At 39.9% G+C, this 21,777-nt stretch carries 19 protein-coding genes and 1 pseudogene; 5 read left to right on the forward strand and 15 right to left on the reverse strand.

What is annotated here, in order from left to right; all coding sequences use genetic code 11:
- Nucleotides 1-268: 268 nt before the first annotated feature.
- The 6 genes from OGV38_RS16500 to OGV38_RS16525 form a co-directional block, all read right to left on the reverse strand.
- Complete coding sequence (locus OGV38_RS16500; protein ID WP_004114835.1) at nt 269-1,255, reverse strand: ankyrin repeat domain-containing protein; 987 nt, start codon at nt 1,253-1,255, stop codon at nt 269-271.
- Nucleotides 1,256-1,684: 429 nt separating this feature from the next.
- Complete coding sequence (locus OGV38_RS16505) at nt 1,685-2,656, reverse strand: Kiwa anti-phage protein KwaB-like domain-containing protein (protein WP_097719177.1); 972 nt, start codon at nt 2,654-2,656, stop codon at nt 1,685-1,687.
- A gap of 10 nt (nt 2,657-2,666) precedes the next feature.
- Nucleotides 2,667-3,260: an anti-phage protein KwaA gene (gene kwaA / locus OGV38_RS16510; RefSeq protein ID WP_071561525.1), complete on the reverse strand. Its 594-nt coding sequence runs from the start codon at nt 3,258-3,260 to the stop codon at nt 2,667-2,669.
- A 52-nt stretch (nt 3,261-3,312) separates the two neighbouring features.
- A complete protein-coding gene (locus tag OGV38_RS16515; protein WP_063614833.1) occupies nt 3,313-6,552 on the reverse strand; it encodes a type I restriction endonuclease subunit R in 3,240 nt (1,079 codons plus the stop codon).
- Between the two features lie 58 nt (nt 6,553-6,610).
- Entirely contained in the window at nt 6,611-7,837 is a 1,227-nt protein-coding gene (locus OGV38_RS16520; protein WP_097719176.1) for a restriction endonuclease subunit S, read from the reverse strand.
- Nucleotides 7,834-9,381, reverse strand: a complete 1,548-nt coding sequence (locus OGV38_RS16525; protein WP_286474067.1) for a type I restriction-modification system subunit M — start codon at nt 9,379-9,381, stop codon at nt 7,834-7,836. Before OGV38_RS16525 ends, OGV38_RS16520 begins: the two co-directional genes overlap by 4 nt.
- Nucleotides 9,382-9,582: 201 nt before the next feature.
- Here OGV38_RS16525 and OGV38_RS16530 point away from each other — a divergent pair.
- Both OGV38_RS16530 and OGV38_RS16535 read left to right on the forward strand, forming a co-directional pair.
- A pseudogene (locus tag OGV38_RS16530) lies at nt 9,583-9,858 on the forward strand (integrase core domain-containing protein); the annotation flags it as partial.
- A 674-nt stretch (nt 9,859-10,532) separates the two neighbouring features.
- The gene (locus OGV38_RS16535) at nt 10,533-10,892 is read left to right on the forward strand and encodes a hypothetical protein (protein ID WP_004114822.1); all 360 of its coding nucleotides are present in this window, start codon (nt 10,533-10,535) and stop codon (nt 10,890-10,892) included.
- Nucleotides 10,893-10,922: 30 nt separating this feature from the next.
- Here the strand turns inward: OGV38_RS16535 and OGV38_RS16540 are convergent, their stop codons facing one another.
- The 5 genes from OGV38_RS16540 to OGV38_RS16560 form a co-directional block, all read right to left on the reverse strand.
- Nucleotides 10,923-11,357 (reverse strand): hypothetical protein, encoded by a 435-nt coding sequence (locus OGV38_RS16540; protein ID WP_004114820.1) that lies wholly within the window; start codon nt 11,355-11,357, stop codon nt 10,923-10,925.
- An 898-nt stretch (nt 11,358-12,255) separates the two neighbouring features.
- Entirely contained in the window at nt 12,256-12,738 is a 483-nt protein-coding gene (locus tag OGV38_RS16545) for a Mov34/MPN/PAD-1 family protein (RefSeq protein WP_031275127.1), read from the reverse strand.
- The gene (locus OGV38_RS16550; RefSeq protein WP_004114814.1) at nt 12,731-14,605 is read right to left on the reverse strand and encodes a ThiF family adenylyltransferase; all 1,875 of its coding nucleotides are present in this window, start codon (nt 14,603-14,605) and stop codon (nt 12,731-12,733) included. Before OGV38_RS16550 ends, OGV38_RS16545 begins: the two co-directional genes overlap by 8 nt.
- Nucleotides 14,598-15,752, reverse strand: a complete 1,155-nt coding sequence (gene mblB, locus OGV38_RS16555) for an anti-phage 6A-MBL system MBL-fold protein (RefSeq protein ID WP_286474072.1) — start codon at nt 15,750-15,752, stop codon at nt 14,598-14,600. The genes OGV38_RS16550 and mblB overlap by 8 nt, the downstream gene beginning before the upstream one ends.
- A gap of 16 nt (nt 15,753-15,768) precedes the next feature.
- Nucleotides 15,769-16,143 (reverse strand): hypothetical protein, encoded by a 375-nt coding sequence (locus tag OGV38_RS16560; RefSeq protein ID WP_123912595.1) that lies wholly within the window; start codon nt 16,141-16,143, stop codon nt 15,769-15,771.
- Nucleotides 16,144-16,294: 151 nt separating this feature from the next.
- On the opposite strand from OGV38_RS16560, the gene OGV38_RS24985 reads away from it, so the two are divergent.
- Entirely contained in the window at nt 16,295-16,444 is a 150-nt protein-coding gene (locus tag OGV38_RS24985; RefSeq protein ID WP_353622395.1) for a YqaE/Pmp3 family membrane protein, read from the forward strand.
- 133 nt (nt 16,445-16,577) lie between these two features.
- Here OGV38_RS24985 and OGV38_RS16565 read toward each other — a convergent pair whose 3' ends face one another.
- Nucleotides 16,578-17,090 (reverse strand): YqeJ family protein, encoded by a 513-nt coding sequence (locus tag OGV38_RS16565; RefSeq protein ID WP_016154204.1) that lies wholly within the window; start codon nt 17,088-17,090, stop codon nt 16,578-16,580.
- Nucleotides 17,090-17,845 carry a winged helix-turn-helix domain-containing protein gene (locus OGV38_RS16570; protein ID WP_286474075.1) on the reverse strand — a complete coding sequence of 252 codons (756 nt, stop codon included), beginning with the start codon at nt 17,843-17,845 and terminating at the stop codon, nt 17,090-17,092. Before OGV38_RS16570 ends, OGV38_RS16565 begins: the two co-directional genes overlap by 1 nt.
- Nucleotides 17,846-18,332: 487 nt before the next feature.
- Here OGV38_RS16570 and OGV38_RS16575 point away from each other — a divergent pair, with 487 nt between their 5' ends.
- Both OGV38_RS16575 and OGV38_RS16580 read left to right on the forward strand, forming a co-directional pair.
- Nucleotides 18,333-18,935 carry a helix-turn-helix domain-containing protein gene (locus OGV38_RS16575; RefSeq protein ID WP_016154202.1) on the forward strand — a complete coding sequence of 201 codons (603 nt, stop codon included), beginning with the start codon at nt 18,333-18,335 and terminating at the stop codon, nt 18,933-18,935.
- A 228-nt stretch (nt 18,936-19,163) separates the two neighbouring features.
- Complete coding sequence (locus tag OGV38_RS16580; protein ID WP_019077553.1) at nt 19,164-19,961, forward strand: EAL domain-containing protein; 798 nt, start codon at nt 19,164-19,166, stop codon at nt 19,959-19,961.
- Between the two features lie 108 nt (nt 19,962-20,069).
- Here the strand turns inward: OGV38_RS16580 and sitD are convergent, their stop codons facing one another.
- Both sitD and sitC read right to left on the reverse strand, forming a co-directional pair.
- Nucleotides 20,070-20,921 carry an iron/manganese ABC transporter permease subunit SitD gene (gene sitD / locus OGV38_RS16585; protein ID WP_016154200.1) on the reverse strand — a complete coding sequence of 284 codons (852 nt, stop codon included), beginning with the start codon at nt 20,919-20,921 and terminating at the stop codon, nt 20,070-20,072.
- A complete protein-coding gene (gene sitC / locus OGV38_RS16590; protein ID WP_016154199.1) occupies nt 20,918-21,775 on the reverse strand; it encodes an iron/manganese ABC transporter permease subunit SitC in 858 nt (285 codons plus the stop codon). Before sitC ends, sitD begins: the two co-directional genes overlap by 4 nt.
- Nucleotides 21,776-21,777 lie beyond the last annotated feature (2 nt).

Below are 21,777 nucleotides of genomic sequence, written 5' to 3' on the forward strand. Positions count from 1 at the left end.
AATAGATATATTTTTATTATATTTTATATAAGGTGTTGTTTTTCATTGTTATATTATTTTTATCAAAAAGTGCTGTGTTTTATTTGATTGATTTGGTTTGAGAGTAGTGATTGATATTGTATGAATTGGCGATGAGGGTGTTTTAAAAAAAATTTATCAAAGTGCTAAGGTGCAATGTGGGGCTTTGTATTAAATTAATGATGTTAGCGCCCCTTGGCTATCTAACTAAAGGTTAAAGCCAAGGGGAGAGTGTTCAGGCAGATTCAATTCATAATCTTTTTTTTGTAATTGCTTTACAGGTAACTGGTTGAAGCGTTGTTCGTAAAACCTTTTGCTCTCTCTGTGATTTTTCCTGGAGAATTTCTTCATAGAAGTAGCGTTCTTTTAGTGATTCTATATCAACTTTTATATCATGACATATTAACCATTTAATTAGCAGTCTTCCTACATAGTGAGTCAGTAGATATGTACTGTTTATGTAAAACCAAACATGACTAATGTCTGTCAGTTTCTTTAGTTGTAAAATTAATTTTTTAACTTCGGCATTTGTTGGTGTGATAATGCACTTATCACTTATCTCAAATTCATTTTTTTGCTTTATAAGTAACGACAACAGCTCAATTGATTTAAATGTAATGTTCGTGAATACAATTTTTGAACTGTCTTTAAGATGAATATTACGGATAAGAAAACGAATGTAGTTATCGTTTTTAGATTCCCAGTGAGTATATTTACCAGCTGTGCTGTGGTTTTCTGACTGCCAGTAATCGAATGCTGTCTGCCCGCTTAAATTTTTATGATTAATGTCGCAACCAGCCTCAATGAGTGCATCGTATACATATCCTTCAAATGGAATGAAAAGAAAGGAGTTGCCATAGCTATCTTTGGTATGGATATCTAGTCCAGCTTTGATAAGATATTTTACTAACCCTGGTGAAACATCAATATGTTGAATCGCAAGGGTGCCTGACTTATTCCGGTGGTTAACATTAATACCATTGCTGACAAGAAGTTCCACTGTTTCAACATTTTGAGCATAGAATAATGCATTATTACCGTCATTATCCAAGTGGTGAATGTCAATGTCAGCGTCAATCATTGCCTGTATAGCTTCAGGTACATTACAGGTAAAAAGAGCAGTTTGACCTTTACTATTGCACATATTTATATCCATGCCAGCCTTAAGGCAACGAAGGACACCATTTTTAGACTTTACACGGAATAGGTTATTTTTATTATTTTCTCTTGATATCATTATTTATCTCCTTTTTTGTTGTTTTCAAGATATTAATGACACCAGATTTTACGGTATTCAAATTTATTTTTGTTTTATTAGGGGGTGTCTGATTTGGTTTGCTTGAGGTTATTCTTAACTTAATGGAACATAGGGGCGTTAAGGTTATCCTATGTGATGTGGATCAACCATTTTCACAAGAATATTTATCCATATTGGAGCTAATCTGTATAAAGGAGATAATTAGAGGCGCAGATATTAATACTATAGAGAGTAATGCTATAGGATATGGAAAAGATCATGTAATATAATGGTGGTTATTAATGTTCTTCTTAATTTTGGAAATTAAATGAGTAGTGTTTTTTATGAGGTTTTTTGCTGTTGATAATTCTTATTAAAATTTGAAGAGCATCCTTTAAGTTATTCGGCTTGAGGATGCTCATTTAAAATTTAAGCAGCGGAGTCTTTTTCAACAGCCAGGAAGGGCGAGTTATCAAGTGCTGCAAAAGATGCTTCATTATTTAGAAGCCGGATAAAGTATCTCTTTTGATCTTTAGTATTAAGGTTTATTAATCCTCCTGTTAGATCAATATTCCGTTGAAATACAGGGAATTTTTGCATAACTTGTTGTATTTGAGGGACTGAAACTCCCGTTTTTACTAAGTTCCCTTTTGAAACCATAGCAAGTCTACGCATAAATGCTCTGTCTTTATACATGTCCTTGAAAATATCTAGTGGCACTGGCATACCTTGTGTATTAACAATTCCAAGGTTTATTATTAATGGCGTTGAGTTATTTGCAAGATTATCTATTACACTTTCTAATCCATACATTCTTTCAAGAAGTTTAATGTTTAGCGCATAGTACTTATTCTGAAAAAAGAAGAAGTCAATCGTGTCATTTATATCAATACTGTCATGAGTGATCTTATCTAAGGTTCTGCCATTTAGACTCAAGAAAGACTTTTTTGTTTTCTTATGTAGAGAAACAGGATATTTATGTTGGTAAATGACTACGCTGTTTCCATTACCATCACAAAGGTGGTAAATTACGGCTTTTACCGATGTCAGGCTTTGTGTTGCAAAATCAAACTGTGTTGCATTCCCATTGACACCGAAATTTAGCACGTTGTTCATTTTAGTAAATTCAATTGGGAGATGATTAATTGCTAAGTGATCATATTCGAAAACTTGTTTATCTCTTTCTAATAAAGTGGATACAAGTGGAACGGCCACTTTACCTCTGTTAGGTTCAATAATATTATTGATTAAGCTTTTAGAAAATGAAGTGGTCAGATCTTTTTCAGCATTAGGTTCAAGGTTAACCTTAAATATATCTATCGTACCTTGAATATCAGCGACAAAAAAAGCTTCGCCAGAGATGCATTTCGATTTTGAAATATTTTCAATGTTAGTGAACATGCCATGACCTCTACACTATTTTAGCCAAATAAGTTTCATTGTCGATTTTTATATACTTTATATTATCTGTGCTCTTTAGAACACTGCGGCAGATTACTGTGCATTTTTTCACTCCACGGTCATGGACATTAGCTTTGTATATTCTGAATCCGAGTATTGCAAGTGATGGGTTAGAATAAAACCGGTTTGTCTTTACGTATATTGCGCCGATTACAAATATCATCAATCCTAAATTTAATACAGTTCTCTTACTATCGACATCAGTGAAAACTAAGGGCATTATATAAGTGGTTAAAAACTCTAAATGTTCATGGTTTTCATTGCTGATATCCGAGACAGTGCATGCAACAGACCAACCCGAACCAAAGCTATTTGCAAGGACTATTAAAATAATTGCACCAATAAAGATGAAAATCAAACTAACTATGAAAACGATATTTCTCACTTTCAATGACGAGATTGAGAAAGTAAAGTTTTCAGTAAAAATATAGTCCCACACATTTTTTATCAAAACCTTATCGTAGGACATAATTAATAATGATAAAAATAGAAGCCATAGTGATAGTATATATAGTACTGTTTTAAGATATGGCCTGCTATCCATTAGCTTCTCCTGTATAACTTAAAATAGTTTGTATGTTAAAAATTTAGGGGAATCATTTTCCTAATTCTCCAGCTAAAAGTTCAGCCTGCTTCAAAATGGTCTCTGTGGCGAGCAAGGACATATCGGGTGGATAACCATATTTTTTGAGCAGACGTTTTACCACCACGCGAATTTTTGCTCTTGCTGCTTCTTTCACTGTCCAGTCAAGACTGACATTGTTGCGGATAGCCTCTGTAAGTACGACTGCCAGTTCTCGTAGTTTTTCCTTTTCCATTAACTCGCGAGCACTGTCGTTATCTGCAACAGCAGAATAGAAGGCATATTCATAAGCGCTGAGGTTTAACTGGCTGGCAAGGCTGTCAGATTCCTGGATAGTCTTGGCAAGCTTGATTAGCTCATCAATTACCTCCGCTGCGGTCAGTACCTTGTTCTGGTAGCCATTGATTGCAGAGGTCAGCATATCAATCAGTTTTTTGCCTTGGGTGATACTTTGATTCGAGCGAACCTTGATCTCGTCAGAAAGCAGTTTTTTAAGCGTTTCCAAAGCAATATTTCTGTGTTGGTAATCCTTCATTTCCTGAAGGAATTCTTCAGAAAGAACGGAAATATCAGGCTTTTGTATCCCAGCAGCGTCAAAAATATCAACAACTTTATCGGTAACCAGAGCCTGATCGATAGTCTGTTTTACCCGAACTTCCAGACTGTCATTGTGTTCTTCTTCTGATCCGTCTGAGTTTTCAGTAAATTTATTCAGTCTGGCTTTTACTGCCTGGAAGAATGCTACTTCGGGTGCCGCTTCCATTGCTTTATCGTGCGGTGTCGCCAATGCAAATGCCTGCGACAAGGCTGCAACCGCAGCCAGGAAACGCATTTTACCTTTACCGTTATCCAGCCCTAAAATATGGTTTTCTGATTCAAGAATAATTTTCAGGCGTTGTGAAGTAGTTGCGGCAAAGTAAGCTTTGTAATCGTAGCCATGCATCATGCCTTCCAGGATTTCCAGCTTTTCCTGCATGAGCGTTACAGCTTCTTCCTGAACCTCAGCAGGATCTCCACGTCCACCTGCATCAGAGTAAAAGGAGAGGGCTTCTTTTAAATCAGAGGCAATGCCCAGATAGTCAACAACCAGACCGCCTATCTTATCTTTATACACACGGTTCACACGGGCAATTGCCTGCATGAGGTTGTGGCCTTTCATTGGTTTGTCGATATACAGCGTATGCATGCTGGGAGCGTCGAAGCCGGTTAACCACATATCACGCACTATCACCAGTTTCAGCTTGTCGTCGTCATCCTTCATACGATTAGCCAGAACCTGACGTTCTTTTTTTGTGGTGTGGTGTTTAGCGATTTCTGGTCCGTCAGCAGCAGAAGAGGTCATGACGACTTTAATCACGCCATCATTTAGATTATCGCTGTGCCATTCAGGTTTTAACTCTATGATTTCTTTATAAAGTTCAGCAGCAATACGACGGGACATGGTGACAATCATGCCCTTGCCATGATCGGCATTAGATTTTAAGCGCTGTTCAAAGTGCTGAACCATATCCGCCGCAATAGCTTTAATACGTTTTGAACTGCCAATCAAACCTTCGATTCTGGCCCATTTAGACCGTTCTTTCTGGGTAAGCGTCAGCTCGTCTTCGTTAAACTCATCGTCGAAGTCTTCAATTAGCTGGCGACCTTCGTCACTGATGGCAATTTTGGCAAGACGGCTTTCATAGAAGATACGCACGGTTGCACCGTCTTCTACGGCCTGTGAGATATCGTAGATATCAACGTAGTTACCAAAAACAGCAGGTGTGTTTACGTCCGTTTTTTCTATGGGGGTTCCGGTAAAGCCAAGATAGGTAGCATTGGGCAAGGCATCACGCATATATTTGGCAAAGCCGTAAACGGTGCGTTTACCTGTTACGTTGCCTTCGCTGTCTTTCACGTCAACTTCTTTGGCGCTGAAACCGTACTGGGAACGGTGTGCTTCATCAGCGATAACGACAATATTAGTTCTGTCTGACAGCAACTCATAGATATTGCTGCCATCATCAGGCTGGAATTTTTGAATAGTAGTAAACACCACACCGCCAGAGGCGACACGTAAATATTCTTTGAGTTCTTCCCGGTTGTTGGCCTGTTTTGGTGTCTGACGAAGTAGCTGAGTGGCAGAAGAAAACGTACCGAATAGCTGATCATCCAAATCGTTACGGTCAGTGATCACTACCACTGTTGGATTATTCAGCGCCAGTACAATCTTCCCGGTATAAAACACCATCGAAAGCGATTTACCGGAACCCTGGGTATGCCACACGACCCCCGCTTTACGATCTCCGGTTTTTTGCGCATTAACAAGAACTTTACTGTTACGTCCCTGCTGGCGCAGTGCTACTTCGGCAGAGGGGGAATCTGCATTTACACCTGAGGCACGAATAGTGGAAAGTACTGCTGCATTAACCGCGTAGTACTGGTGATAAGCAGCCATTTTTTTAACGGTACGGATACTGATAATCCCTTTGCTGTCTTCATGTTTGCTGGCTTCAAACACGATAAAGTGGCGGATCACATCCAACAGCGTTACAGGATTAAGCAACCCCTGTAATAAAACTTCGAGCTGTGGTTGGGTACTGGTAGCTTGTGTTTTACCATTAGCGGTTTTCCATGTCATATAACGACTGAAATCGGCGGAAACCGTTCCCGCTTTGGCTTCCAGTCCGTCTGAAACAACATTAAAGGCATTGTAGGTAAACAGGCTGGGGATTTGGTTCTGATACGTTTTTATCTGGTTATAAGCACCTGATACCGTGGCATTTTCATCAGCGGCGTTTTTTAGTTCGATAACGATCAACGGCAGACCGTTAACAAATAAAATAAGATCTGGTCGGCGGGTATGGTTGCCTTCTTTGATAGTGAGCTGATTAATGACCAGAAAATCATTATTCGTAGGATCGTTAAAGTCGATCAGATAAGCCAGTTCTCCTTGTGTATTACCTTCCTTACAGACTTCGATATTGATTCCTTCAGTCAATAGGCGATGAAAGGTTAGATTGTTTACCATTAGAACAGGTGAGGCAATCTGCATCACCTGTTTTAACGCTTCTTCACACTTCTGCTCATTAAGGTGCGGATTCAGGCGTTGCAAGGCTGTACGCACTTTATCTTCAAGGATAACTTGCTGATAGCTACGTAACGGGTTGATTCCACTGGGTTCAATGTCCGGGCCGTAAACATACTCATAGCCCAGCCCTTGTAGGTGTTCAACCGCCATAAGTTCAATATCAGACTCAGTCATCTTTGCCATGCGTACTGTCCTTATTGTCGCTTTATCTGAGAGCGGGTTGTGCACCCGCTTAATTAATTTATGCTACAGATTCAAGTTTTTCTTCTGCATACTGAACTCGTACTTCACCACTCATCAGTTTGGGAAGCAGGGTGTCGCGGAGAGTTTCTAGTGTTTTAATTTGCTGAGTGTTCATCTCTTTCTTACTAAATATCGGAGATATTTCTTCATTAAATTTCTCAATTGAATTTAAAGAAGGAAACTTCAAGTTTACAGACTCGAAAGTTCTTGTCGTAATAGTGTCAAATACGCTGCCATAAGCTGCTGTCAGCAAATCATCGACAATAAATCCAACCAGAAGATATATGAAGAAAGGATAGTTTCCAATTTTTGAAACAATGCCATAATTGGATTGACTAAAAGCCATATCTCTTGCTAAAAGAGCATACTTTCCCACTGTACCACGAGCACTTATAACGGTTGAGTTTTTAGGCAGCAATTTAGCTGAACTGTTTTGAAGTCCCGCTAAGCTTATAGACTTTTCTGTGCTATACAGATAGCCTTGATGAGCTGCTGAAATATCTCCTCCGGAAATCCAAGGTATCTCATCAGTCCAATATTCAGCAACTGAAGTTTTTGGCGTTCCACCTCCAACTAATGTGAATATATCTAGGACATTTTTTTCTTGCCATTCATCATTGCTATCCACATCAAACCATTGCCTAAACAAGGTTTCAGCCATAGATTCTAGTGTTTTATTCTGGCAATGAAGCAGGTCTATTTTTTCATCAAGAGATGAAAGGACAGAAGCTATAGCTTTCTGTTCTAACTTTGTGGGTAATAAAAATTCATATTCACATATTTTTTTGGGAGAAGTATGCATTACAGAAGTACCACTTGCAGAGTTTGCAATAAACTCTTGGTACTCACGAGTACGCATCTTCCAATACAAATACATTTTGTCTAAGTCATTATTTAAAATTTGTACTAATCCAACTCGTTGATTATGAAGGTAAATATTATTGTCATTAGGAACTAATGCAGCATAACCAAGAGTATCTGTTTCCTTACTTAAGTCGGTCATTGTAACTATCAGTTCACCACCATTGAACCTATATTGTTCAGGATAGGTTTCACCTGAGTAGTATTTGAATTTAGAGGATTTGAAGCCACCTCCAATATTGAAGTTTCCTGGCGTTACAAGGATTTTTTTTGTTTCTTGTGAAGTGATAAATTTACCGGGGAAAGCATATCCGTGTTTAATCGTAACAAAGTCACCAAGCTTCACTACATTTTTAAAAGTCATAAAACCACCTTTGCCAAATTATCAGCGATAGCTTTATTTAATCGTGATTCTTCTTCCAATTGTGCTTCAAACTCCGCTTTAAGAGCCGTAAAGCGTTCTTTAAAGTCGAAGTCGTCTTCTTCATCAGCAAGACCAACATAACGACCAGGTGTCAGCACATAGTCAAGTTTAGCAACTTCATCAATGTCTACTGACGCACAGAAACCCGCAATATCTTCATATTCGCCACCTTTGTTACGCCAGATATGGTAGGTGTCTGCGATGGTTTTAATATCGTCGTCAGAAAGCACTTTGGTACGACGATTAATCAAATGACCAAGATTACGGGCATCGATAAACAGAATTTCTTTACTGCGATCACGATACTGGCTGCTGTTTACACGATCACGACGCATAAACCATAATGCAGCTGGGATCTGAGTATTCAGGAACAGCTTTGCAGGTAAGTTAACGATACAGTCAATCACATTGGCATCTTTAACCAGCGCTGCACGGATATCACCTTCACCAGAATTTTTCGAAGTCAAAGCCCCTTTTGCCAGTACTACCCCTGCCTGACCTTTTGGCGAAAGGTGGTACAGGAAATGTTGCATCCAGGCAAAGTTAGCATTACCAGCAGGTGGGATACCGTATTGCCAACGGGCATCACCACGAAGCTGCTCACCGGACCAGTCGGAAACGTTAAACGGTGGGTTAGCAATGATATAATCAGATTTTAAATCTTTATGGGCATCATTCAGGGATGAGCCTTCACTGTTCCACCTGACGTGTTCAGAGTTTATGCCACGAATAGCAAGGTTCATCTTTGCCAGGCGCCATGTTGTTTGGTTGGATTCCTGACCATAGATAGAAATATCGTCGATATTACCCTGATGAGCTTGAACAAATTTTTCCGACTGGACGAACATACCCCCAGAGCCACAGCAGGGGTCAAAAACTCGGCCTTTGTAAGGTTCCAGCATGTTAACCAGTAGGCTTACGATGGATTTTGGCGTATAGAACTGACCGCCCTGTTTGCCTTCTGCCAGTGCAAATTCACCAAGGAAGTATTCGAATACGTGGCCTAATACATCAGCAGAACGAGCTTTGGCATCTCCCAGTGCAATGTTGCCAATCAGATCTATCAGTTCACCCAGCACAGTGGCGTCGAGGTTCTGGCGAGCGTAGACTTTCGGCAGCACACCTTTTAGCTGTGGGTTACCCGCTTCGATAAACTCCATAGCATCATCAACCAGCTTACCGATTTCGGGTAGCTTGGCCTTAGATATTAGATAGTTCCAGCGTGCAAGCTCAGGGACAAAGAAAATGTTGTAAGCGGTGTACTCGTCTTTATCTTCCGGGTCAGCGCCTGCGAACTCGCCTTCACCAGCCTTCAGCAACTCATAATGAGATTCAAAAGAATCAGAAATATACTTAAGGAAAATGAGGCCCAGCACGACATGCTTGTACTCGGCTGCATCAATGTTCTTACGTAGCTTGTCAGCCGCTTTCCACAGGATGACCTCTAACGGGTCTGTTTTGATTTCTTTAGGTTTTCTGGCCATTAGCGTAACTTTGTGAAGGGGGAAGATGGCTCTATTTTGCCTTAAAGTTCCGCTTGTTACGAGCTTATACAGCGATTAATTATTATCTGGTTTTAGTGTGTTCGTGTAGCTCAGCAAGTGCAATGACTCATGAATAAATGCTTTGTAGCGGGATTGTAGATGTCAGGTCATTGCCGTCAATGGAGCCACTATCATTGGCATAATTGCTGCACAGCCGATGCCACGCGCACATTCGCCAGTTCACTGGGGTTCATCGTGTGTACTACACCAGTACGCAGTCCGGAAAGTAACGGTATGGCAGAATCGCTTGTAAAGACGTTCAAGCGGGATTACGTGTATGTAAATGATCTGCCGGATGCAGTCTCAGTGATGGAAAAATGGCATAATGGATAGAGGATTATAATAATCTGCATCCACACAAGAGGTTGAACTGAATCGCCACGAGAATATCGTGATGCCATATTAGCAGTTAATTAGCCGTGTCCGTTTTAGCAGGGGCAACTCCAGTATTCAAAAAAGCTTTCTTAGTGCATATGCATGAGGTGAATAGATGTACAGGATATGACAAGCCATAGTTATAATTTTTAATATTTAAAATTCTCCGTTACAGCAAGACATTCCTTGCACATTAAATTCCATCTAAGGTTGAATTTTTAATTTAATAAGGTCGTAATTAAAATGATGTGTGTGGGGTTGTTTGTAAAATTATTTTTTTATTTTTGATAATGATAGTTAAGGGGGGAGGGGCTATTCAAAAATATAGATATTCAAGGTTGGTAGCGGTTTGGTTTCTTTTCTAACCGAAGGGCAGAAAAGCAAGGGGAACTCGAAGAAGCAAGCGCAGCGGCTTCGCAGAGTTAGCCCTTGCTTCATTTCGCTATAATAATAAAAAATCGCAGTGCCTGATATTTTATATAAAGATATACAGCTTAACTTGCATTTATTTTAAAGCTTCTCTTGCAGCACAGAAGATGCTATAAATTTCCGCTTCGGTTGAATAGATGACACTGTATGGTGCTTATAATTAAAAAATTATTCACTCAAGCAATTCTTTTTATAATAAATATTATTTATTTCACAAAAATGCTTGACATTCTTTCTTAAAGTGATTAATTGTAATGTTGTATAAATTTAAAACAAGAGGTTAAATAATGACTGAATATAATACGGCCTTCAATGAAGTAGACTTGCTTATGAATGAGATGCTTGAAAAATTAAATATATCATTAAATGAAACGAATTTATATCCAACTGATGATATGTTTCGGATAATTGTGCAAGAGATTGATGTTGAAAATTTAAAAATACTATCTTTTATTTATAACGAAGGATCTCAAGAGGTTATAGACAATATGACTCCCGTAATAAAAGAATTCATGTACTGGTGGGGAGATAATTTAGATTATGGTACTATTAATATCCAATCTCTAATTGCAAAAAAAGAAGAAAAAATAATTTCTTCAATCATATTAGAAAATTCAGATAAAGCTAAAAAAATAAAAAGAATTTGATGGTTAATTGCAATCCTGACAATCATGCTCTCATGACCATTTTTTAGAGGGATGAGGGGCTGTTGCATTCACTTCATAGGAATACCTACTCATAGAGGCTGTCTGGCACGAGCGAAGCTCTTTGATCTGTTTCTTGACTGCGAAGATCTCTGTTTTAGCTAACTCACTATTGCTACTTTTTGCATCAAGATGGCTTATAAGGCGGTTCAGCTTTTGGGATATGTTAGACTGTGATTTCCAAGCTTCAACATTGATAGCAGGAACGACAGGAGGAAGCCTATCAAGAGAAGTTAAACGAAGCCATTCGCCTTTGCTTTTGTCACCTCTGTTTTTATTGAGAATAGCCAATTCTTCTTTATTAAATCGAACACTGACACAATGTATTCGCAAAGATTGAGCAGGGGGGATATGATTATTGACTGGTTTAAAATCATTTGTATAGGATAAGGTTATTGTATTACTCATAGAAACTCCTTTTCATATGTGTATTCGCTTTATGGTGAGCAATCCTTGCACACCCATAATACAGTTATAATAGAAATGCAATTTATGTCAATTAGTTAGATAAGACTTTGACTTTCTTTCTTTTTCAACCGAAGGGCGAAAAACAAGGAGACTAAACGAAGCTCCGCTTCGTTTAGTCATACCTTGCATCTATATAGATGCTATTGACATACTCATATAATGTTGTATCAATGGATTATTGTTAAAATAGATGAGGCCTGATTATGATTAATAATAAAAAAATACTATATCTGTTGGCTTTTATGTTCCTGTTATCATTCATATACACTTTTTTCGTTAATGAACTATTAGCTAACAGCAATAGTCTTGGTGAAACATTTATAATTTTACTACCTATATATTATATTATTGTATTCCCTTTTGTTTTCTTTCCTGTAAAAAAGTGTAGCAACTGAAAATATTAACTACACTTTTAAGAATTGAAATATGATTAGTTTATGAATCTACTGACGAAAGCCGAAATTATTTTTGCGAACGACAATGCTGCAATTATTACGAGAAGTGCATAGCCTAACCCGCTTTGAAGGAATATAGGAAAAAGGTCATTTTGGACACCAGGTAAAGAATCAACGCATAAACTTATCGCAGCCGAAGCTGTCGCAAATGAAAATAGCCACTCAGCTTGTACTTCGTATCTTTTATAAAATACAGAAAAACCTAATGACAAAATTGCAGGGGGAATTAAGAGTATATATTTAGATAAGCTTTCATTAGAGTGATACTTATGATTAATTATTACCCCAAGAACAACGAAGCCAGCAAAAATAAATAACAGTATTAATATGATTAACCACCGTGGATATGATTTACTTGTGCTATTCATATAATTACAACCTTTTTATTTGTTTGGTTTTTGATATGTGAATTTATATAACATCTTCCCATCTGCTGCTGATAAATAACAGTGTGAAATATTTTCTTTGTTTGGGATTATTAGCATGAGAAAAAAAGGTCTTGTATGACCTGATTTGATAAATAAGTCTTGGATACTGCGGATATCTGTTCCTGATGGGCTTGCCATTCCTTCGTTATGTGTATGCCAATCACCTAAGTAGTGGAAACCCTGCTTGAATAACGATATGATATCTTCTTTGGCTTTTTTCTCATCTAACTTGAAATAATTTCTTTTCCTCAAGTCAGTAGAGCCTGGTGTAGTTATTTTATTGATTTCAATCTCAGAATCATTGAGATTATTGGAAAATAGCATACCTCCTGATTCTTTACTAAAACAGTGGGTTTGACGATGAGAAAATAATTCATCTACTATGCTTTGGCTGATGCATATTTTGAAATCTAATTCGGCACAATGAAATTTATGCATCACTTTTTTCCCAATTAGAATTTTCAAAAATCAAAGGTATAATACAATCACCCTTTCCTGGGTTTCCGAATTGTGCAATCCATTTATCATTCCAGTTACCACCAAGTTCTAAAAGCTCTGCTTCTCTTCCTATGTAACTATATGCAAAAGATTTATTTGAAAAACGATCCATGATTAGATCTATTACAGTTCTTGCCGTTAGAGCATGTAAATTAGTCAAAGGGATAGCTCCGTATGGTTGGAACTCTCCGGCACATGCTGCTATTCTTTTACGAGTATTTTCTTTCCAGTAAGTAGCAGGATATTTTAATGCACCTATATTTTTGCCTTCTGTAATATGCCAGCTATTAAAAGCATTAGAATCCACTTGGTTGACTATTACATGCCCCGCCATTGCATGAGCTTCAACAAATGCAAAGACAATAGCACCGAGAATGTCTTCCGACTGTCTTTTAATTAACTGCTGTTCAGTATTCCAATGTGCAGTGCAGCTTACTATAATATCGGCTTCTGCAATTTTTTTGTTATTCTTGGAATCTTCTGTCCAATCTTCATTAAAAGCTTCTATATAGACATTTGGAAACTCTTCCCGTAGCCTTGAGGCAAGAGCTAATGCTTTATTTTTATAAACAGAATCAAATCCTAATAGATGACGAGAGGAGTTTTCACTCTTCATTAAATCATCATCCCAAAGCATCATTTTTCTAATGCCTGATTGAAGTAACAGTCTTGATACCGAAGATCCTACTGAACCACATCCGACGATAGCTACTTTATGTTCAGAGATTTTCTTGTAAGTTTTGTTATGCTCACGACCCGTTAACCAAGAATCGTCAGAACGGTCTACTATAAGATTTTCTGTTTTAGTTTGGCCTATTCTATTTTTTAAAATCTTTCCATCAATGTAATTTCTATAACCATCTAATAAAGCTGTATTTCTGAATCGACCCCGACTAATACCTCTGGTATCAAAGCGGTCAGTGGCAAGATCACTAACTCCCTTAGGAATCTGTATTCCTATAATATTCATCCCAGAAGGCGTTGGGAATGAAACTAGAATTATGGGCTTGACATTGAACATATTAGCACAAGATCTTAAGATCAATTCAATAGTGCTTTCTGGATCTTCCTGTTGCTGATTTATGAGTTCAAAAAAATCCCTTGCAGTTTTGGGATACTGACTCGGATACCAGGCTTCATTGAAGAATATCAATGGAATTGAAACTACTTTAGAGAGTTGCTGTTGCCTTATTCGTTTATCTTTTGAATTACTTCCATCCGATTCTAATGGCAATATTTTTTGGTTTTCCAACCAGTTAATTAATTCTTTTTGTGTGTCAGAATATATTACTCCAAATTTCCGGGTCCGATAACCGAAAACCAACCTTGTGTTTTTATTTGTTAGATCACACTGGCTTATAAGTCGATCTATTTTATTACATTGATAAATCCAATAGTTCTGGAACTCATCAATAAAATCCTCATTTAAATCACCATTTATTCCTTTTCTTAGCATTAGTATAGCATCGTTTAGTAAATCGACTGCATAGGTCATATCATTATGATCGATGATATAACTGTCAGGCCAAACACATAACTTGCCATTTTTTTCCAAGTGTGGGAGTTGGCAAACATCAATTTTTGGTGAGGAAATAAACACATCTGGGATGTCAAATTGACTAAGAGTTTTGTATCTTAGTTGCAATACAATAGGTTCATTACTAAATTCTAAATCAGTTACTAATTCCCAAGCACAAACATATTTACCGTTGAATTTTGATAATTCATTCGTAGAAAGCTTCCTTGCACCATAAGGTGCAAGGATAGTGCTCAACTGATCTATCTTTTTATTAAGACAATCAGGCATAACCACCACCACCTTGTCTATTTACAGCGGCACTTGATGATTCGGCCATACCTAATGCAGATGCAGCAATTTTCTTAATACCGTTATCGGAAACTTCAATCTCTAACGGAATATTCTCTCCATTCTTTTTATGGTCTGACACACATAAAAACTGACCTTGCACATCATCTACTATTTTTTCATATTCTTCTTTGGCTCGGTATGCTGGAGGATCTTTTTCGTCATTTTCAATTGTTTTAGAGCTTGAAATTATAAATGCTTTTTCTTTTGCTCTATTAAAAACTTCCATAGCTTTCTCGGAAGTTTTAGCATCATCTCCTTTTTTGCTTAAACTATCATGAGATAGACTATGCCAAGAACAGTGATGTGGTGCTTGTAAAATGTCATAATCTAACCATGACATAGAATATTTATTGGTTAAACGATCTCTAACACCTTCCCAACAAACGACTTCTGCATCACCACCACTTAAAAAGTGTGCAGTTTTATTGTCACCTTTAATTTCAAAATTTATTATTACGCTGGAATGATTTTTACCTAATTTATCTTCCAACTCATCAAGATCTTTCTTGGGTGAAGGACCCAATAAATGAGCTTCAAAATATGAAGAATAACTTTGATTAATCCAGCGGGTTGTTTGGTCTAATTCTAATAGGATACCTGGTATGTCGTCTGTTTTCCCATCTTCGTCTTTTCCTAAGACCAGAACTTGGTTTCCAACTCCATCCAAATAATTTTTTTCTTTATAAAGATTAACTCTTCTCTTAACTTCTTTATTCAAAGCTATTGCATCATCGCATAACGGATGATTTTGTGCATGGTGTCGCCTGAATACAATTGGACTTGACCAAATCTCATTTATAAAAATTTTATCGTTCTTCTCACTCCAATCTTCTGGTTTTCCTAAATGAAAGTGGTCAGCCACCCCATCACAATGATCTGAATCAGGGTGAGTCCAAATAAAAAGATGGACAAACAAACGACCTTCGTTATTTCGAGGAAGCTTTTCTCTGAGTTGGGTGCGAACATCAGGATGTTCTTCACCATCCCTGATGCGACAATCTATTAAAATATTTTTATCATCTTCCGTTTGGATGAGGGTCATATCCCCATTCCCAACGGGAAAGAAGCATATCTTTGCAGACATATCATATCCTTTTTAATTATTTCTGATCGGAATTATCACCCGATCTTGCTGTGCGAGATTTTTCAATCCCAAAAATAGCCATACCAACATCTTCAATTTTGCCAACGAACTTATCGACATTCAACCCTGCAAAGAAGGCAAATGCCATATATCCGTAGTCACCACCACTGCCATTTTGTGATGCATCTAACACTATTAATCCAGCTTTAAGGAATAGATAAGCCACTACACCGCAGATGCCACTAACGATAGGTCTTAATACATACCAAACATGCCAACGGTCATCCCAACAATTCCTAACACATTTGTTTAGATATACTCCACGAATGCAGTAAAGAGTTCCACCAAGAACACCTATCAATCCACAACGAATCATGAGCTTCTTACTCATGATCCATTCAGGGAATACATCGCCCTTTACTAATCCTGCATACACAAGCACAACAAGTAAGAGTAATGTGAAGAGATAACCGATTATCCTTTTCATATGTAGCCTATAAGTAACTTTTGAAGAGGGTTTTTATATTTATTCATTTTAGATCATGACATTAGATTGTCTAGAGAAGTACTGCTGCATCATCGGCGTGTGGTTCGTGAAGTCCGTATCAAGTGACTCTTTCATATCGTTTTTGCTCTTTTTAATCTTTTGGGTACCTGGGTCGTCTCATGCGAGCCCCTGGAAACTCACATAAACCCACAAATTTGTCATTCGAAAGCCGCCTGAAGGGCAGTAACGACGAGCTTTGGCTCGGTCAGAATGGCCTATCTTATCACCGACAACGACTGAGATTCATCCGTAGGTTTTACCGCCAGAACGCTTATTGATTATTCATTTTCCGGCAACGCATAATTCTGGCAGTACAGATAGGGGATCCCCTCTTTGGTAATCAAATACGTCTCTCTATTCAGCGCAAAAAAATCGACGTTGGATACGCTGGTGTTGGTCAGGAAGAAGTCGGGGAGGAGTTCCTGAATGAGACTGGCGGGTGCTGTTTCGCGATTGGAGATTTGGATTTTCTGCGAAATCCAAACCGGGCTTGAGCCGTAGCTGGATTGTGTAAAAAGTACCATACGTTGCACGGTCTGCTCATTATTTTCGGCATCTTTGATAATGCCATCAATATTCACAATACCTTTGCTGCCGCCGGTTTTGATATCAATGATCCCTCGGAATGAGCTTGTATTGCGTACAATCTCGATGGCAGACCGACAGGTCAGATTATGTAACTGACCATTGTTTTTACTGTACCGGTAGACGGCGGTAACAATTAGCGCAGCAAAACAAAGCAACAGGATAATACCTGTCTGGATGCGGGGCGTTCGGGAATAAAAATTCATTAGCTATCATACCGTGGGTAATAAACCGACTGACAGGCGTTTTCCTGCCTGTTTTTCATCGGTGAGCGACATACAAGCACGGATAATTTTTTGGATTCAGGGTAGGTGGTGATATAGATAAATTTATGGCTCTGACACAGCCCAGGATTTTTGTTGATAAATGCCGTATGTCGGGAGAAATTACTGGCATCATTATTAAAATAATACTGACAGTCAGTAGGAGCTTTGTCTGCGGTGATATAGCCGGAGAAATAGTTATCACTGGTTTGCCACGGATACATTATAAGCACACAAATTATCAGGGTAATGGTGAGTATTACCATTTCAACAGTGGTTATCAAAGGTTGGCGCGCTGTGTCATCTGACCGTTCTTCTATGGCGACATCCGGCACTAAGGGTTCTGCTGTAAAAGATACGCTCTCCTTCGGAGTTTCAATCACCTGAATATTGAACTCTTCCTGGATGATCAGCCCTTTGCGGGGGATCGTGGTGATAAGCGGTTGCTCCAGTTCCAGCTGCAGCAAACTTTTGCGCAAAGAGAGAATGCTTTGATAAAAGGCGTTGAAGCTCACCTGGCGGTGATTTTTACCCCAGCCGAATTCCAGTAGTTCGTTTTGGGAAACCACTTGCCCACGATGTTGAATAAGTAATAAAAGACATAATGACGCCGAGTGTTTGAGTTTTATCCGCTGATTGGGTTGATCTATCCGCGCCAGCGATTGTGTAGCTGGCGTAAATATTATTATTTTTTTCAATCAGATAACTGACATTGCCAGTCTCAGACATGATGTTTCTACTCTTGCTGGTGCGCCAGGCGGTTGGCGAGTCATGATACCACTTAGCCCATAAAGACCACCAGTATGGACCCGACCCTGCAGCGAGAACCGCGAAGTGTTTCAATTTCGTATCATAATATAACAACAAGGATAACTTTTTAATGAAAATAAACCATATATAAATCAATGTATTGTGTCTTTTTGGCTACGTTGCAAAGAACAGAAAGATGAAATAACAACGACAAAGATGATTGCCATTAATTCTTTATGGACAGCGTCATATACTGCCTGGCGCCACCACGCGAAAACAGCATGAGTCTGAACGCGTCAACAGCACCAGGGAATGCCGGTGGTAGATGTAGATGGGAATAAATGTCAGCTTGTTGGTGAGCTGACATTTATTTTTCGTGTTGAGTAAAAATCCACCCTCGTTTTGACAAAGCCATAATTTGCGGTAGAGATTCCCATGTTCCAGAAAGATATTGAAAATGCTGTAGTGCTTGTTGGTGATGAAATGAAAAAGTCAGATAATGCCTGGCTGTCCTTACGCAAAAAACGCCAGCGTATTGATCTGAAGAGTGATGGAAATATCTTGTTTCTGGAGAAAGGGGCCGTCTCTGTTCATCGTGTGGAAAATGATTTAGTGATGGTAAGTATATCTGCACCGGCCATCCTCGGCTTGCCACAAATGCGTACGGAAGTTGCCGGACACTATTTACGTTGTGATACCGATTGTGAAATGTGGGCAATGAGTGCACCCAATGCCGAACTTTTGTTCACTGCAAAGAATCTTTGGAAACATGCATTTGATATTTTAACGCTACATCTGCAACGCTATTTTCAACGAGAAAAATTGCAATCGCATCGCACTATCCGTGAATTGATTATTGAACACCTGAAATATATTTGGTCGATGGAGCCTGAGATGCGTGAAAACACATCTGTGTATACATTCATTCTCGCTCGAAATCATATCTCACGCAGTGCTATCCACAAAGTATTGCAGGAGTTAGTGAGTGACGGAAAAATAATTATGAAGCGAGGGAAACTCTCTTTTTTTGTATGTTAAAGTTAACATTAAAAGCATCTGACGTGTTTTTTTGCACTCAGCTGGAATGATAATGAAAAAACTGGGTTTGTGATTTTTGTTGATTATCAGTATGTTGGTTTTTGTCTTTTTCTTCACCGCTGATGCCAGCTACGCGGAATGTCCATTTTTATCTATAAATTAGTATTTATTTATTAATTTGATATGAATATGATGTTCCCTCCAATAATAACAAAAGTCATATCGCCAATGACCAACGGCAGGCCGGAAAACCTTGAGGCACAGCATAGCCGACTGTTTGGCAACCCTACTACCGATACAACGGATGTTCGCGCTGCACTGCAAAACGCGTTGGATCACAATACCTTTGTCCTGCTGGCCCAGCCTATCGTCAGTACTCGTGGTGATGAATCCTATCATGAGATATTGATCCGCATGCTCAATGAGCACGGGGAATTTCTTTCCCCTGACCATTTTCTGTCGGTTGCACGCGACACAGGGTTAGCACCCGATATCGATCTTTGGGTTATTGAGAACACCCTGAAGTACATGCGCTACCATCCGCTGAGTTGTTTTTCCATTAACCTGGCGCCAGTGACGCTATGTCGTTCAGGTATCGTTGCAAAGATAACTGCGTTGTTGCAGGAATATGTGGTGATTCCGCAACGGATTATTTTTGAGATAACCGAGGCTGATACCCTGTCAGATAAAGAACACACGGCGGATACACTACGCTTACTACGTCAATTGGGATGTCGGATCGCGATTGATGACTTCGGTGCCGGGTTTGCAAGCTATGAACGCCTGATGAACATTGAAGCAGATATTTTGAAGATTGATGGGTCTTTCGTTCGTGGGATTATAAAATGTGAGGTTAGTCGCTATATCATCGAATCTTTCTGCCGGGTTGCGGCAATGAAAGGTATGCAGGTTGTCGCCGAGTTTGTTGAAAGTGCCGAAATCCAGATGCACCTGGAACACATGAATGTCGGGTGGTTACAGGGATACCACATTGGCAAGCCACAACCGTTGTTCACGTTAGAGTAATCTATAATCCGTTTATTTAAACGTATCATCACGATGCTGTAATCTGCCGATAATATAACCTCCTGGCGGAGGCTATATTAATATCAAGAACATTAGCTGACCAATAATTTACGGATCCTGCAGCTGAAGCTGATTCTCTAAACGCCTATCGCGCAGGGTTGCATAAATAAAGGTAATCACAAACAGCAGGGAAAATAGTACGACGATGGTGGGAGCCGGCGCGCTGTCGATGAAAAATGACAGGTACACGCCCATAAATGAGGTAATGACCGACATCGCCACCGCCAGCCATAAGGCGTGGGAAAATTTCCGCGTCATTAAAATCGCGATGGCGCCAGGTGCAATCAGTAATGAAATTGACAAAATAATCCCTACCGATTTTAGCGTGGCGACAATCGTCAGGGCGATCATGCACAACAGGCCGTAATGCAGCAGTGCGGTGTTAAGCCCACTGGCCTTTGCCTGATGTGGGTCGAACGCATGCAGCAGCAAATCTTTCCATTTTAGTCCGATGATAAGCGCGATCCCCAGAGTAATAACCGCGGTTTGCATGATATCGCTTAAAGATACGCCCAGCATGTCGCCGAACAGAATATGATCGAGATGGACTTCTGACTGGATAGAGACGTACAGCACCAGACCCGCACCAAACATCCCGGAGAAAACAATACCCATGATGGTGTCGCGCTTAATGCGGCTGTTATCGTCGAGGTATCCGGTCGCCACCGCGCAGAACAGACCGGCGATAAACGCGCCAATTGCCAGCGGAATGCCCGCAATCCACGCCAGTACAATCCCTGGGAAAACGGCATGACTCATGGCATCGCCCATCAACGCCCAGCCTTTGAGTACTAAAAATACCGACAGCAGCGCGCAAGGCACTGCGACGATGGTAGAGATGACCAGCGCATTAACCATAAAGCTAAACTGAAAAGGTTCCAGCAGCGTTGTTAAGATCATACTTGCTCCTTGTTCACCAGACGGGCGCGGCGGCGATTCGCCAGCAGACCGTGTTTTGGTGCGAAGACAAATGCCAGCAGGAACAGCAGCGTTTGCAGAACGACGATAATTCCGCCGGTTGCACCGTCCAGCCAGTAGCTTAGCCAGGCACCGAAAAAGCTGGTCAGGCTGCCGAGCGCCACGGCGATGGTGAGCAGGCGAGGAAAACGATCGGTCAGCAGCCAGGCCGTCGCACCGGGCGTAACCACCAGGCAAATCACCAGAAAGGCGCCGACGGTTTGCAGTGCGGCGATCGTGGAAACGGAGAGCAACGTAAAAAACAACAGCTTCAGCCGACCCGGATTCAGACCGATAGACCGCGCGTGGTTTTCATCAAAAAAGACCACCATCAGATCTTTCCACTTCAAAAACAGAATGGTCAGCGAAACCACGCCGATGATCGCCAGTTGCAGAATATCTTCCGGCGCAATCGCCAGGATGTTACCCAGAATAATGGTCTGGATGTTCACCGACATCGGATTAAGCGACACCATAAATAACCCGATACCGAAAAAGGACGAAAAAATCAGCCCGATAATGGCATCTTCCTTCAGGCGTGAACGCTGATTGAGAAACAGCATGCTGCCCGCCGCCAGTCCACCGGAAAGAAATGCGCCCAGCGCAAAGGGAAGCCCTAACATATAGGCTCCGGCTACGCCTGGAACGATCGAGTGCGACAGCGCATCGCCAATCAGCGACCAGCCTTTGAGCATCAGATAGCAGGAGAGAAATGCGCACAGGCCGCCGACCATCGCCGAAACCCACATGGCGTTGAGCATGTACTGGTAGCCAAACGGCTCCGTCAGCCAGTTCATGA

The organism is Citrobacter sp. Cb080, from assembly GCF_030334745.1.
Classification (GTDB): domain Bacteria; phylum Pseudomonadota; class Gammaproteobacteria; order Enterobacterales; family Enterobacteriaceae; genus Citrobacter; species Citrobacter braakii.

What these genes read in the sequence shown, in the direction of transcription:
- OGV38_RS16535 (WP_004114822.1), top strand. Translation starts at nt 10,533, where the DNA reads ATGACTGAATATAATACGGCCTTCAATGAAGTAGACTTGCTTATGAAT.
- OGV38_RS16550 (WP_004114814.1), bottom strand. Translation starts at nt 14,605, where the DNA reads ATGCCTGATTGTCTTAATAAAAAGATAGATCAGTTGAGCACTATCCTT.
- OGV38_RS16545 (WP_031275127.1), bottom strand. Translation starts at nt 12,738, where the DNA reads ATGCATAAATTTCATTGTGCCGAATTAGATTTCAAAATATGCATCAGC.
- OGV38_RS16560 (WP_123912595.1), bottom strand. Translation starts at nt 16,143, where the DNA reads ATGAGTAAGAAGCTCATGATTCGTTGTGGATTGATAGGTGTTCTTGGT.
- sitD (WP_016154200.1), bottom strand. Translation starts at nt 20,921, where the DNA reads ATGATCTTAACAACGCTGCTGGAACCTTTTCAGTTTAGCTTTATGGTT.
- sitC (WP_016154199.1), bottom strand. Translation starts at nt 21,775, where the DNA reads ATGAACTGGCTGACGGAGCCGTTTGGCTACCAGTACATGCTCAACGCC.
- OGV38_RS16525 (WP_286474067.1), bottom strand. Translation starts at nt 9,381, where the DNA reads ATGGCCAGAAAACCTAAAGAAATCAAAACAGACCCGTTAGAGGTCATC.
- OGV38_RS16580 (WP_019077553.1), top strand. Translation starts at nt 19,164, where the DNA reads ATGACCAACGGCAGGCCGGAAAACCTTGAGGCACAGCATAGCCGACTG.
- OGV38_RS16540 (WP_004114820.1), bottom strand. Translation starts at nt 11,357, where the DNA reads ATGAGTAATACAATAACCTTATCCTATACAAATGATTTTAAACCAGTC.
- kwaA (WP_071561525.1), bottom strand. Translation starts at nt 3,260, where the DNA reads ATGGATAGCAGGCCATATCTTAAAACAGTACTATATATACTATCACTA.
- OGV38_RS16575 (WP_016154202.1), top strand. Translation starts at nt 18,333, where the DNA reads ATGTTCCAGAAAGATATTGAAAATGCTGTAGTGCTTGTTGGTGATGAA.
- OGV38_RS24985 (WP_353622395.1), top strand. Translation starts at nt 16,295, where the DNA reads ATGACATTAGATTGTCTAGAGAAGTACTGCTGCATCATCGGCGTGTGG.
- mblB (WP_286474072.1), bottom strand. Translation starts at nt 15,752, where the DNA reads ATGTCTGCAAAGATATGCTTCTTTCCCGTTGGGAATGGGGATATGACC.
- OGV38_RS16505 (WP_097719177.1), bottom strand. Translation starts at nt 2,656, where the DNA reads ATGTTCACTAACATTGAAAATATTTCAAAATCGAAATGCATCTCTGGC.
- OGV38_RS16500 (WP_004114835.1), bottom strand. Translation starts at nt 1,255, where the DNA reads ATGATATCAAGAGAAAATAATAAAAATAACCTATTCCGTGTAAAGTCT.
- OGV38_RS16520 (WP_097719176.1), bottom strand. Translation starts at nt 7,837, where the DNA reads ATGACTTTTAAAAATGTAGTGAAGCTTGGTGACTTTGTTACGATTAAA.
- OGV38_RS16565 (WP_016154204.1), bottom strand. Translation starts at nt 17,090, where the DNA reads ATGAATTTTTATTCCCGAACGCCCCGCATCCAGACAGGTATTATCCTG.
- OGV38_RS16515 (WP_063614833.1), bottom strand. Translation starts at nt 6,552, where the DNA reads ATGGCAAAGATGACTGAGTCTGATATTGAACTTATGGCGGTTGAACAC.